The sequence below is a fragment of the Mycobacterium sp. UM_CSW genome (genome assembly GCF_000455205.1).
In the GTDB taxonomy this organism is placed as follows: Bacteria; Actinomycetota; Actinomycetes; order Mycobacteriales; family Mycobacteriaceae; genus Mycobacterium.
The window spans coordinates 1-13,789 of the sequence record NZ_AUWQ01000106.1 but is presented as its reverse complement, the minus strand read 5'-3'; the positions used below and the strand labels follow the sequence as shown (position 1 = coordinate 13,789).

Annotated in this window: 10 protein-coding genes; all 10 read left to right on the top strand. The window is 70.7% G+C overall.

Going from position 1 to position 13,789, the window contains the following annotated elements; all coding sequences use genetic code 11:
* Positions 1 to 10 precede the first annotated feature (10 nt).
* Complete coding sequence (locus N415_RS26780; RefSeq protein ID WP_081665544.1) at positions 11 to 1,516, top strand: sugar transferase; 1,506 nt, start codon at positions 11 to 13, stop codon at positions 1,514 to 1,516.
* Positions 1,516 to 2,994: a flippase gene (locus tag N415_RS26775; RefSeq protein WP_068188209.1), complete on the top strand. Its 1,479-nt coding sequence runs from the start codon at positions 1,516 to 1,518 to the stop codon at positions 2,992 to 2,994. Before N415_RS26780 ends, N415_RS26775 begins: the two co-directional genes overlap by 1 nt.
* Positions 2,991 to 5,009, top strand: coding sequence for a glycosyltransferase (locus tag N415_RS26770; protein WP_068188208.1), 2,019 nt, complete (start codon positions 2,991 to 2,993; stop codon positions 5,007 to 5,009). The genes N415_RS26775 and N415_RS26770 overlap by 4 nt, the downstream gene beginning before the upstream one ends.
* Entirely contained in the window at positions 5,006 to 6,457 is a 1,452-nt protein-coding gene (locus N415_RS26765) for a hypothetical protein (RefSeq protein ID WP_068188207.1), read from the top strand. Before N415_RS26770 ends, N415_RS26765 begins: the two co-directional genes overlap by 4 nt.
* On the top strand, positions 6,438 to 7,679 hold the full coding sequence (locus tag N415_RS26760) for a class I SAM-dependent methyltransferase (protein WP_068188205.1): 1,242 nt from the start codon (positions 6,438 to 6,440) through the stop codon (positions 7,677 to 7,679). Before N415_RS26765 ends, N415_RS26760 begins: the two co-directional genes overlap by 20 nt.
* Positions 7,676 to 8,773, top strand: coding sequence for a class I SAM-dependent methyltransferase (locus N415_RS26755; protein WP_068188203.1), 1,098 nt, complete (start codon positions 7,676 to 7,678; stop codon positions 8,771 to 8,773). The genes N415_RS26760 and N415_RS26755 overlap by 4 nt, the downstream gene beginning before the upstream one ends.
* Entirely contained in the window at positions 8,770 to 9,885 is a 1,116-nt protein-coding gene (locus N415_RS26750) for a glycosyltransferase family 4 protein (RefSeq protein WP_081665543.1), read from the top strand. Before N415_RS26755 ends, N415_RS26750 begins: the two co-directional genes overlap by 4 nt.
* Positions 9,886 to 9,888: 3 nt before the next feature.
* Positions 9,889 to 11,436 (top strand): polysaccharide biosynthesis tyrosine autokinase, encoded by a 1,548-nt coding sequence (locus N415_RS26745; protein WP_068188201.1) that lies wholly within the window; start codon positions 9,889 to 9,891, stop codon positions 11,434 to 11,436.
* A complete protein-coding gene (locus tag N415_RS26740; RefSeq protein WP_068188198.1) occupies positions 11,433 to 12,911 on the top strand; it encodes an O-antigen ligase family protein in 1,479 nt (492 codons plus the stop codon). Before N415_RS26745 ends, N415_RS26740 begins: the two co-directional genes overlap by 4 nt.
* Positions 12,908 to 13,789: glycosyltransferase family 4 protein (locus N415_RS26735; protein ID WP_068188195.1), on the top strand; the 882-nt coding region annotated here is incomplete at its 3' end. The genes N415_RS26740 and N415_RS26735, both read left to right, overlap by 4 nt.

Below are 13,789 nucleotides of genomic sequence, written 5' to 3'. Positions count from 1 at the left end.
AACGGCCATCATGACGACCACGCTTCCAGCCGACACCGGCCCGGCACCGCTTGCGGTGCTGCCCGCGCCGCGGGTCGGCGCCAAGGCCGTTGCCCGTTGGCAGCAGCGGTACTCGGCTCGCCTGCGCGTCACCGACTCGATGATCGTCTGCGCCGCCGTCGCGCTCGCCCAGTTTGTCCGGTTCGGGGACTCGCCGAACACGTCCGGGTACCCAGGGCCCGTCATGACGCTGTTCTCGGTTCTCTTTGCCGCGCTATGGCTTTCGTCGATGTCGATGTTCCAAACCCGGTCCACCCGGATCATCGGCGCAGGAATCGACGAATACCGGCGCATCGCCAGCGCCTCGTTCTGGACGTTCGGGTTCATCGCCATCGTCACGCTGCTGGCCAAGATCGAACTGGCCCGCGGCTATCTGGCGGTCGCGCTCCCCGTGGGCACCCTCGGGTTGCTGGCGAGCCGCAACCTGTGGCGCAAGCACGTCTGGCGCAAACGGGCGCAAGGGCAATACCAATCGCTGGTATTGGCGATCGGGGATCGCCCGGGCGTTTCGCACCTCGCCCACGAGCTGATCCGCAACCCGAACGACGGCTATCTGGTGGTCGGCGTCTGCATCGCGGGCTACGGCCCGCCGCGCGGCGAGGTGCTGACGGTCCAGGGCCGCAAGATCGCGATCCTCGGGGACGAAACCACCGCGGTATCCGCCATCGCCGGCTGTGGCGCCGACACGGTGGCGGTGACGCGCACCGAGCACTTCGGCGTGCACGGGATCCGGGACCTGATGTGGCGGTTGGAGACGATGGACGTCGACCTGGTGGTGGCGCCCGGGGTGGTGGACGTCGCCGGGGCGCGCCTGACCCTCAAGCCGATCGCGGGATTCCCCCTGCTGCATGTCGACAAGCCGCAATACGAAGGGACCCAACGGTTTCAGAAGCGCGCCTTCGACTTCTGCTTCGCCCTGGCCGCGCTCGTCGCGACGTCGCCGCTGCTCGTCGCCGCCGCCATCGGCATCAAGGCGACGAGCAGGGGGCCGGTCTTCTACCGGGCGGAGCGCATCGGCCTGGACGGCAAGCCCTTCACGATGTTCAAGTTCCGCACCATGGTGGATGGCGCCGACACCCAGGTCGAACGGCTGATGCCGCTCAACGAGGGCGCCGGCGGCATGCTCTTCAAGATCCGCCAGGACCCGCGGGTGACGCCCATCGGAAAGGTACTGCGCCGGTTCAGCATCGACGAGTTGCCACAGTTCATCAACGTGCTCAAGCAGGACATGAGCGTCGTCGGACCGCGGCCGCCGCTGCGGCGCGAGGTCGAGAACTACGACGGCGAGGTCAAGCGCCGCCTGCTGGTGAAGCCGGGCGTGACCGGGCTGTGGCAAGTCAGCGGCCGGTCGGACCTCTCGTGGGAGGACTCGGTGCGGCTCGACCTGTCGTATGTCGACAACTGGTCGATGACGGGCGACCTGCTGATCATCGCGCGGACGCTCAAGGCCGTGCTGAGTAGCGACGGGGCGTACTGATGGCGCACGACACCACGATCGAGCCGGCCCCGGTGGCGCCGGCGGCAGGGTCGGTGCCGCGGTCGCGGATCGCGCACGCGTTCTCCGTCCAGCTCGTCTGCCGGGCGCTGGGGATGCTGGCCTCGGTCGTCTCGGTGGCGATGACGGCCCACTACCTCGGGCCCGGGCGCTACGGCCAGCTCACGATCGCGGTCGCCTTCGTCGGAATGTGGGCCAGCCTGGCCGATCTCGGCATCGGCACCGTCATCGTGCGCCGGGTGACCTCCGGGACGGGCGACCTGGAGCGGCTCGTCCGCATCAACAGCGGACTTTCGCTGATGTACTGCCTGCCGCTCGCGGCACTGGCGGCGGGTTCGGGTCTGCTGCTCTACCGTGACGCCGACGTGCGGGTGATGCTCGTGGTGTTGTCGGGCCAGCTGCTGATGCTGACGATGACGACGCGGTTCGAGCCGGTGTTCCTGTCCACCGTCCGCTTCTCGGCCGTGGCGATGTCCGACGTGCTGGGCCGGCTGGGCACGCTGGCGATGGTCAGCTACCTGGTGGCCGAACGGGCCGACGTCGTCTGGTTCGCGGTCGCGCAGCTGATACCGCCGGCGCTGCAGCTGCTGATCCAGGGCACCGCGGCGGCCCGGCACATCTCCTTGCGGCCGATCTTCGCGCCACGCGAGATCGCGGACCTGTTGCGGGAGAGCGCATTTCCGATCGGTGTGGCCGTCGTCGGCGTCCTGTACTGGCGCACCGACGGCGTCATCCTGTCGAAGGTGAGCACGCATTCGGAGGTCGGCGTCTACGGGTTGGCCTACACCGTGGCGTTCAACACGCTGATCGTGTCGATGTTCTTCCTCAAGGCGACGCTGTCGACGGCCACCGAACTGTTTTCCCGCGACGTCGCCGCGTTCGCCAAGTTCCTGCGCCGCTGCGTCGAGCTGATGTACTTCGTGGGGGTCCCGGTCGCCGTCATCGGCACGTTGCTGGCCCGGCCCCTGATCGAGTTGTTCGGCGACCGCGAGTTCGTCGAACGCGGCGCGCCGACGCTGGCGACGCTATTCGTCGCGGTGGCCTTGCGTTTCGTCACCGGCACCCTGGGCCAGGGGCTGTTCGCCTGCCATCAGCAGAAGTTCCTGTTCCGGTTGTCGATCGCGACGCTGGCGTTCAATGTCGTGCTGAACGTAATCCTGGACGCGCCGTTCGGCGCGGTGGGCGCCGGCCTGGCGTTGGTGGGCACCGAGCTGTTCGGCATGGTGCTGGCCACCTGGTGGCTGCGCCGCGAGTGCGACTACCGCACGCCGGTGGTTTTCCTGCTCCGGCTGCTGGTCCCCACGGCGGCCAGTGTCGCGGTGGCACTGCTGCTTTCGGGCCACCACGTCGCCCTGACGGTGGCCGCCGCGGCCGCCGCGTACCTGGCCACCAGCGCGGCGGTCGGGCCGTTCGGCTGGTCGTCACTGGCCGCGCTGCGCCACAGGTCGGTGGTCGCATGAGCCGCGAACTGGACCGTGCGTACCTCAAGCCCCCGGTCGGCACGCTCACCAGGTCCGGCCGGCCGATGGTGGTCATGATCGTGACCTACAAGAGCCACGACCTGGTGGAGCAGTGCCTGGCCGGCGTCGCCGAACACCTTCCCGAGCTGCCGGTGTACGTCTACGAGAACAGCGGCGACACCTATCCCGGCCGCGAGGAGCTGGCGGCCCGACACCCGGAGGTGCACTGGGTGTTGGGTCCGGTGAATCTCGGCTTCGCCGCGGCGTTTAACGCCCTGGTCGAGCACACGCCGCCGGACGCCGACCTGCTGCTGCTGAACGCCGACGCCCGCTTGCAGGGGCCGCTCGCGCGGACCCGGGAGCTGCTTCGCCAGGAGAAGGTCGCCGCCGTGGCGCCCATGGTGCACGACGACGGCGCCCCCGGCCCGGAGCGGTGGGACATCGCGACGCGGCGTCGGACCCTGAGCCGGGCGCTGGTCGCGGCCGCCGGCTATTCGGATCTGCTGCGCGGCACGCCGATTTCGCACCTGTACGCCCGCCAGCCCGGCGAGTCGGAAAGCATCGACGGCTATGTGGGCGGCGCCTGCCTGGCCATCAACCGTGCGGCCTGGAACGAAGTCGGCGGCTTCGACGAGGAGTTCTTCCTCTACGGAGAAGAGACCGATTGGCAGGCCCGCGCCAGCGCGGCGGGCTGGCGAATTCTGCTGGCCAACGAAATCGACGTCGACCACGGCAATCCGGCGACCGCGGGCCGATTGGAGGAGCCCGATGCCGCGCACGGCGCGGAGGTCTCGACGCCGGAACGTCGCCGCAATCGCGACCTGTTGCGCGCGAACATCGCACTGTTGCTCGAACACCAGGACGGCGTTCATCACGCGGACATGTACCTGGCCGGCACCACCCTGTTGGAGCGGCTGCAGCGCTCGAAGCGCGACGCACGGCGGCGCGCCTTGAACCACATGGCAACCGGGCGCACCGGCAAGCCGGCGATCGTGATCACCACCAACCGCCTGGTCTACGGCGGGGCTGAGCGCCAAAAAGCTTTGCTGGCAGCCGAATTGGATCGGCGCGGCTACCCGGTCACCATCGTCTGCATGCAGCGGTTCGGCCCGCTGATCAAGGAGGTCCCGCACAGCGTGCGGGTGGTGCGCCAACCCTGGTGGGCACCGGCCGTCGACGTTCCACCCGGCCCGGCGGTGCTGATCAGCGGCGACACCAACACCGAGACCGGGTTCGCCACGCTGTGGCGCGCGGGCGGCCGCGACCGGCGCTGGCTGGTCGCGCCGCACGTACCCCCGGAACCGGACCGCCCCATCTACTCGCGGCCACTGGCGGCGGCCATGCGTCGCGCCGACGGCTTCGTCGTCCTCGCCCAACGCCATTGGGACATGCTGGCCGCGCAGCACCGGCTCGGTGGGCGCCGGTTCGTCGCGCCCAACGGGGTGGCGGTGACGGGTGAGCCGCAGCCCCGCGTGCGGGCCGCCGGTGACCCGGTGCAGTTGGTGATGCTCTCGCGCATCGTCGAGCACAAGAACCCGCATCTGCTGATCGATGCGCTCGGTGGCCTGACCGACATGCCTTGGGAGCTCTCCATATTCGGCGATGGACCCGACCGGGATCGGTTGCAGGCTCGCACCCCCGCCGAGCTGCGCGACCGGGTGCACTGGCGCGGCTGGTCGGCCGGGCCGGGTCCCGCGCTGGCCGAGGCCGACCTGTTGTGCGTGCCCAGTCGCTCCGAGGCGTTCCCGCTGGCGATCCTGGAGGCGATGGCGCGCGCGGTTCCCGTTGCCGCGTCGGCGATTTGCGCCGTTCCGGAGATGCTGGACTTCGGCAAGGCCGGTTTCGTCGTCGAGCCCGTCACGGTGGCGGCGTGGCGTGAGTGCCTCGCGCAGATCTTGGCCGACCCCGCCGCGCTGCCGTCGGTGGGATGGCGCGGCCACGAGCGCATGCGCCTGCATTACACGGTGGAGGCGATGGCCGACGAGTACCTCGAAGCCATCGAGGCCGTGCTGTGAGCGCGTTGGGGCGGAACTGGAAATCGGCCCGCCGCACCAGGCGTCGCGAACGGACGGACGTCATCGAACCGACTCCGTGGTACGAAACGGCGATCCTGGGCGGTGGGCCGGCCGGGACTGGAGCGCTGGTCTGGGCGGCACGTCACGGTCGGTTGGGCGCGTGGCTGGACGGCGGCGTCGCGTTGGTGGAGCAGACCGACGAGCTGGGCGGGACGCTCGGCCGATACGCCCTCAACGCCGACTCGCGCGGCACCTCCTTCCTGGAGTGCCTGGACGGCCCGGATTGCTCCCCGTTGCTGGCCGGCGTCGGGGCCGATCCCGTTGCGCAAGAACTGGAACGCTTCCGGGCCACGCATCCCACGCTGGAGCTGGTCGATCGCTTCGAGCGGCGCCTGGGTAGCGCCATTCTGGCCGAGTTCGACCGGCATCCGAACAGCCGCGCCTTCACCGGCACACGCGCCGAGGCGATCCGGCTGCAGGATGACGGCTCGGTCGCGGTGTTCACCGCCGACGCCGACGGGCGGCGCACGCTGGTCCGCGCCGCCAGCGCGGTCGTCGCGATCGGCGGGCGGCCGAACGCGTCCTGGTCCGAGATCGAGGTCACGCCCGGCGTCCACCTCGGGGACTGGCGCGAGAAGATCGTGTCCAGCCACCGGCTCCTCAGCCGAGGCGGCGCGCAGGAGGTGGCGCGACGGCTGGCCCGCGTGCACGGCAGCCCGCGCGTGGTCATCCTGGGCGGGGCGCACAGCGCATTTTCGGCGGCATGGATGCTGCTGGAACAGATTCCGGGGCTGAGCTTCGGTCCCCGCGGCGTCCAAATCCTGCATCGCAGCGAACCCCGGCCCACTTATGCGTCGCGTGCCGCGGCCCACGTCGACTTCTACGAATTCTCCGAGTCCGACGTGTGCGCGGCCACCGGGCGCGTGCATCGGCTGGGTGGGTTGCAGGGCGACGGCCGCGAAGTGTGGCGGCGTATGCATCGCAAGCCTGGGGCCGAGCCGGACGACCGCGCGGTGGCCATGCCGATCGGCGGCCTGTCCCGCGCGGACCTGCTCGGCCTGCTGACCGACTGCGATCTGATCATTCCGGCCCTGGGCTACCGCCTTGCGGCACCGCCCATTTACAACGCGCGCGGGACGCGAGTCTCGTTGGCGCACAACGGCCCCGCGGTCGACACGCACGCGCGGCTGTTGGACCGGTACGGCACGCCGATCGCGGGGGTCTTCGGGGTGGGGCTGGGCAGCGGGTTTTTGCCCTGGGGCGCGATGGCCGGCGAAGAGTCCTTCTCCGGCCAGCAGAACAGCCTCTGGCTTTACCAGAACGGCCTGGGCAAGCTCATTCACGACAGCACCCGCCGGCGGGCGCAACGCCTGGCCTTGAACATCGAACCCGCCCAAACATCCAGCCGCACAGAGAATTGGGAGCCATATGCTTTGCCGGTTGTGTGACTCGGAGCGCCTGCTCAGCGTCGTGGACCTGGGCGCCACTCCGCCGTGCGAGAAATTCCTCACCGCCGAGGAACTCGACTTTGCGGAGCAGACCTTCCCGCTGCACCTGCGGTTGTGCGAGGACTGTCTGCTGCTGCAGATACCGGCGCTGATCACGCCCGAGGACACCTTCACCGAATACGCCTACTTCGCTTCGTATTCGGACAGCTGGGTGCAGCACGCCAAGCGCTTCGTCGACGAAGCCGTCCAGCGCCTCGACCTTGGCCCGGATTCGCGGGTGGTCGAGGTCGCCAGCAATGACGGCTACCTGCTGCAGCACGTCGTCGCGGCGGGCGTGCCATGCCTGGGAATCGAGCCGTCCGAGAACGTCGGCGCCGCCGCCCGCGCGCGCAACATCCCCACGCTGACAGCGTTTCTGGACGAGAACACGGCGACCCAGGTTCGTGAGGAGCACGGGCCCGCCGACCTCGTCGTCGCCAACAACGTCTACGCGCACATCCCCGATCTGCGCGGCTTCACCCGCTCGCTGCGCAAGCTGATGGACGACGACGGCTGGCTGAGCATCGAAGTACACCACGCGCTGAACCTGGTGCGGCTGGGGCAGTTTGACACGATTTACCACGAGCACTTCCAGTACTACACCCTGTTCTCGGCGATCTGCGCGCTGGCCACCTCCGGGCTCGCCGTGGTCGACGTCGAGCTGCTGCCCACCCACGGCGGGTCGATGCGCATCTGGGCCCGCTCGGCGGATATCGCCTCGCGGCCGACCGAACGGGTAGAGAGGGTGATGCGCGCCGAAGAAGCCGCGGGTCTGCACCGTGCCGACGGCTACCTGCAGCTGCGTCCCCGCGCCGAGGCGATCCGGCACGACCTGCTGCGCTTCCTGCTGGATTGCCGCGCCGACGGCAAGCGCGTCGTCGGCTACGGCGCGCCGGGCAAGGGCAACACCCTGCTCAACTATTGCGGGATCCGAACCGACCTCCTCGAATACACCGTCGACCGCAACCCGTACAAGCACGGGCGCTTCACCCCGGGGACCCGGATCCCGATCTACGAACCCGAACGCATCGCCGAGGACCGCCCGGATGTGGTGCTGGTGTTGCCGTGGAACCTCGAGGCGGAGCTGACCGAGCAGCTTCACTACGTCGCCGAGTGGGGCGGCCGGCTCGTCTTTCCGCTTCCGACCCTGCACACCGCGGAAATTGGTAGCGTGCGCCGATGAGGACCTGCCGGGGGTGCGGCGGCACCGATCTGCGACGGGTCCTCGACCTGGGGACCGTGCCGGCCGGCGACGACTTCCCGCCGGTCGCCGAACCCGTGCGCCCCGAGGAATCGTCGCATCCGCTCGCGATGGAACTCTGCGGCCGCTGCGGACTGGCCCAACTCGCCGACGACGACACCGCCGCCGCCGAGCCGCGCGGCATCGAGCCGCAGGCCCTGCGCGACCAGGCGGCCGAGGCCGTTCGGCGCGTCGCCGACGCGGGCTGGCTGCGCGGCGCCACCGCACGGGAATTCGGCAGCCCGCACGGCGGAACCTGGTTGCCGCTGCTGGCGGAGCGCGGTTTCGCCGAGGCGGAACGGGCCGACGTCGTGCTCGACTCGTTCGGCATCATGCACGAGCCGGACCAACGGCGGGCCTTCCGACTCCGCGCGGAGGCCACCTCGCCCGACGGCGTGCTGCTGCTGCAATTCCACTCGCTGTTGACGATCGTGACCCAGGGGCAATGGGATGCGTTGCGCCACAGCCACTACGCCTATTATTCGCTGACGGCATTGACCGGTCTGCTCGCCGCGGTCGGCATGAGCGTGGCCTCGGCGTGGGAGTTCGATCTCTACGGCGGCACCGTACTGGTTGCCGCCGTGCACGGCCTTGTCGACCCCGACGAACGCACCGGGGAAATCCTGCGGCGCGAGCAAAGCGCCGGCACCACCGACGCCGCTGTCGTCGGCGGTCTGCAGCGCGACGCCGAGCGCCACGCCACCCAGTTGCGCGACTGGCTGCGGGAGCAGGCGAACGACCGGCGCACGGTGTACGGCTACGGCGCCGGCTCGCGCGTCTCCGCCTTGTTCAACATCGCCGGCGTCGACCGGCAACTGTTGCGGGCCGTCGCCGACGCGTCACCGGCGAAGCAGGGACGCCGGATTCCCGGCACCGACGTCGGCATCATCTCGCCCGAACAGCTCATCGCGGCCGACCCCGATCGCGTCATGCTGACGTTGCCGGACCTGTACGACGAGGTGCGGCGGGCCTACCCGCAACTGGAGGGGCGCTGGTCGATCGACCCCGGCGCGGTCAGGGACCGGGTGTTGCTATGAATCCCATTCGGGTGCTTTGGCTTTCGCCGTGGATGCGGCCGCTCGCGCGCGTCCAGGTCGAGGCGCTGCGGCGGCGCGGAGCCGACGTGCTGCTGGTGACGTCCGACCAGCACCCTGAGTCGGACGCCGCCCGCGACTACGAGCTGGTGCTCGACCCGCGGTTCCGGGCGGCCGCGAGCTGGCCGTCGAGTTTCGCCGCCTGGCGGCGCATCCGCGACTACCGGCCGCAGGTGGTGATCACCGAGCTGGTCCGCGATCCACGCTGGATGGCATTGGCCGGCGGTGTGCCCCGGGTGCAGCTGGTCCACGACGATAGCCCGCACGACGCCGGCGAAGCGCGGCCGGGCTACGAGCGTGCGGTGTTCGACCGCTGGGGCGCCCGCTCGGCGGCCACGGTCACCTACAGCGACTACGTCGCGGAAGCCATCAGCACCCGGCGAGACGTCGCCCGGACGCCCGTGCACACGTTGCCGCTCACCAGCGACCTCGACGTCGACCTGGTGCCGGCGCCGGTCCACGCCGAGGGGCGCCGCGATTTCGTGATGGTGGGCCGGCTCAACCCGTACAAGAACATCGACGTGGTGCTGCGGGCCTGGCAACGGCACGTGACCGGCGACGGCTGGCGCGGCGACGACCTGGTGCTGATCGGCGACGGACCGATTGCCCTGCGAACCGCGTCGCTGCCGCAACACGCGCGGTGGTGCTCCGGCACGTACCGCTACGCCGATGTCGTCGAGACGCTCTCGGCCGCAAAGGGTTCGGTCGCCCACTACCGGCGCGCCTCGCAGAGCGGGGTGCAGGTGCTGTCGATGCAGCTGGGCGTGATGCCGATCGTCTCCACCATCGGCGGGCTGCCGGAATACCAGCCGCCGGGCGGTCCGACGGTCGACGTCGACGACGTCGCGGGGCTGGCCGCAGCGTTCGACAGGCTGGCGGACCCGGCCACCGCCGCGCGCCTCGGCGCCGAGGCGGCGCACCACTACGCGGAGCGCTTCAGCGTCGACCGGGTCGCCGACCGCATGCTGGATATCCTCACAGAGGTCTTGGTCACGCACCCGCCGCACGGCGCGCGTGAGCTCGAGAGCGCCGGCAGGCGCCGGGAAAGGTTTTAGCCGATGGATTTTCGCACGTTTGTCCGAACCTTGACGGCCCACTGGAAGCTGTTCGCCGGGGCGCTGCTGGCCTGCCTCGCCGGGGCCGCGGCCGTCACCGCGTTCCAGACGAAGAGTTATCAGTCGTCGGCCACCGTCCTCATCTCGTTCTCGGGCGAGACCGACCTGGCCCAGGTGTATCAGGGCACGCAGGCCGCGCAGGAGCGGTTGTCGTCGTACGCCGCGATCGCCGGCGGCCACGCGGTCGCGGAGCGCGCGGTCAAGCAGTTTCACCTGCCCATCGGCGCGGACGCCCTGGCGAGCGCGACCCACGTGGAGTACACGCCGAAGTCGACTCTGTTCACCATCTCGGTCACCGACACCGACCCGAATCGTGCCGCGACACTGGCGAAGGCGATGGCGGACACGTTCACCGGGCTCGTCGGCACCCTCGGTGTGAACCCGAAGGACCCGGTGGCGCTGGTGAACAGCTCACCGCCGCAGGCGCCGCCGGCGCAGACGCCCGCGCCGTCGGCGCCCGCCGCGCAGGACACCGACGGCCAGCCGGCGACGCAAACGGGCGCCGAGGCCACCCCGTCGGCCGAACCCTCGGTCGTGCCGCAGCCTGCGCAGCCCGCGGCGACGCCGCCCCAGCCCCTCGCCCCGAACATGCCGATCGCCCGGGCCACAATCGTCGAGCAGCCCGGCGTGCCGGACAGCCCCATCAAACCGGTGCCGGTGCGCAACATGGCCATGGGCCTGGCCGCCGGCTTGCTGCTGGGCACCGGGGCGGCGCTGACCCGCGAGGCCGCCGACCGCTCGGTGCGTGACCGAGCCAAACTGGAACGCCTCTCCAATTTGCCGACCCTGGCCGAACTACCCGGAAAGCGCGGCAGCGCACCGCGGTTCGGAACCGACATCTCCTTCGACGACGCGGTCCGCGGCCTGCGGGCGCGCCTGCTGCGCGCGCTCGAACCGGGAGCGCGCCGCGTGCTGCTGACGGCGCCGTTCGGCGGCGAGGGAACCACGACGACGGCGGTGAACCTGGCCCGGGCATTCGCCGAATCCGGCGAAGAGGCACTGCTCGTCGAGGGCGACACCCGCCGACCGGTGATCGCCGGCCTGCTGAAGGTCGACTCCGGGGAGGGCCTGGGCAACGCGCTGTCCGACCCCGACATCGCGGCCGAAGCCGTTAAGCCGACGTCGATTCCGCGGCTTTTCATCCTGGCGGCGCGGGCCGTCCGCCGGGACACGCTGCCCAGCAGCGCGTACCTGCCGGAGGTGCTCGACAAGGTGCTGGCCGACGTGTCGGCCACCTTCGACCGAACGGTGATCGACGGCCCACCGGTGCTGGCGACGGCCGACTCCGGCCTGCTGGCCGGCGCGGCGCAGGCCACGGTCCTGGTCGTCCGCGCGGGTCGCACCACCGAGGACGAACTCACCGACGCGCTCACCGCGTTGCGCGCCGCCGGCGCCGACGTCGTCGGCACCGTGCTGACCGACGCGCGGATACCCCGGCACGCCCGGGCGGCGGCCCGGACCTACCGGACCAAGGTGGGCCGCCCGGGGTGATCCTGTATCTGCGCAATCGGCACCGGTTGGCGATGTCCGGGGCCGTGCTGACGGCATTCGCGCTGGGGTGCTTCGTGTTTGGCGTGCTTTCCGTGCGCAACACCACCCAGGGCGTGATGCTGATCGGCCTGTCGTTCTGCCTGGTGATCTACTGGACGAGGCCCGCGACGATGATCGGCGTCGCCCTGTTCCTGGCGTTCGCGGCGCTGCCCCAGGGCCTGCACGTCGCCAAAGTGATTGGGCCCGTGTCGATCAACGCCTATCACCTGGCGCTGGTGTTGGCCATCTGCTTCGTGCTGCCGGCCGTGCGGCTGCGCCTCTCCGAATACCTGCTGCCCGGGATGTTCGTGCTGACGGTGGCCTACTTCGCCGCGGTCGGCTTCGCAATGGGCCACCCCGCCCCAATCGTGGTGCGGGAGGCCACCTTTCTGCTCGAGGTGGTCGGTGGTTTCGTCCTGGCGCTGGTGATCGTGTACGGCGACTACGTCAAGCTGTCGGTGCACGCGATGGTTCTCACCCTCTGGTTTTCCGCCGGCATGGCCGTCGCCAGCTCCTCGGGCGGGCTGCGGCTGGCGGGGCGGTTGGAAAGCCTGCAAACCGACACCGGCGACACGGCCAACCGCGTCATCACCGCCACCCTGACACCGGCGATCGCCGTGCTGGCCGCGCTGGTGGCCGCCCAGATCGTCGGCCGCCTCAAGCCCATCTGGTATCTCGCGCTGGGCCTGCCGGCGCTGATCATCTCGGTGCTGGCCTTCTCCCGCAACACGCTGATCGCTCTCGGGGTGGCGGCGGTGGTGGCGTTCTTCGCCACACTGGGCTGGTCGTCACTGCGCCGGGCGGCCAGGCTGGCCATCGCCGGCGCGGGGATCCTGGCCGTGGCGGTGCCCGGCGCGCTGTTCCTGCTGCAGCACTCGAGCGCCGGGGACTGGCTAGGCGATCAGATCACCGGGTTCAGCCACCGCGTGTTGGACGGGGTGTCGAGCAATGCGCTGGCGGTGGACTCCTCGACGCTGGCCAGGCTGGCCGAAGACGCCAACCTCAACCGCGCCATCGCCAAGGCGCCGGTGTTCGGCCACGGCCTCGGCTACGCCTATCAGGAGCCGTTCGGCAACGACCCGGACGAATTCACCAACACGTTGGGCACCACCTATTCGCACAACTTCTACCTGTGGTGGCTGGCGAAATCCGGCGCGGTGGGCATGGCCGCCTTCGCGGTGTTCGCGCTCACGCCGCTGATCCGGGCGCTGCGCAGTGCATCGGCGCCCGCGAAGGCCAGCGCCGCCGTCAGTGCCGGCCTGCTGGTGATGAGCGTCGTCGACCCGCTGCCCGAGGACCCGGCCAACGCCATGACGCTGGGCATGGCGCTGGGCGCGGCGCTGGCGTTCGCCCGCCTGTGGCAGCGGTCCCGGGTGTCCGGCGAGGACGTCGAAACCACTGCCGAGCCGCTGACTCCGGCCGGGGCGACGCGGTGAGCGGGCCGGTGCGGGTGCTGGTGGTGGGGCCGGCGCCCGCGGACGCGAGTAGCCGCGGCGGCATGGCGACGGTCGCCGCCCTGATGGCCGCGCATCCCGACGAGCGGATCCGCGTCAGCGTCGTGCCCACCTACGTGGACCGGTCGCGATGGGTGCGACCGCTGGTGGGCGTGCGCGGAATGCTCTGGGCCAGTTGGTTGCTCATTCGCCGCCGCGCCGACGTGCTGCACGTGAACATGGCCCACGGCGGCAGCGTCGTCCGCAAGGTGGTGCCGTTGTGGGCGGCGCGGCTGGCGGGCGTGCCGGCGGTGGTACACGGTCACAGCTTCGACTTCGGCGGCTGGTTCGACCGGCTGCCGGCACCGGCGCGGGCGGCGGTGCGCCGCGCCCTGGTCGCCGACCACTGGGTGGTGCTGGGGCGACGTCACGTCGACGAGTACGCGGACCGGTTGGGGCTGTCCGGCGATCGAATCAGCGTGCTGCACAATGCCGTTCGCATCCCGGAGACACCCGTGGCCCAAACGGGCGTTGGCCGGATACACGCCGTGGCGCTGGGCCGGATGGGGATGCGCAAGGGCAGCTACGACATCGTCGCGGCCGTGGCCGCGCTCGACGGGCCGGTCCGCGAGCGGCTGCGGGTCACGCTGGCCGGCGACGGCGACGTCGACGGGGTCCGCGCCGCGGTGGCGGCGGCGGGGGTGGGCGACACGGTTCGCGTGGCCGGCTGGCTGGAACCCCCGGCCCGCGACGAACTGCTCTGCGCCGCAAACATTTTCCTGCTCCCCAGCCGCGACGAGGGCCTGCCGATGGCGCTGCTGGAGGCCGTGGCGCACGGCCTGGCGCCGGTGACCACCACCGTCGGCAGCATCGGCGAGGCG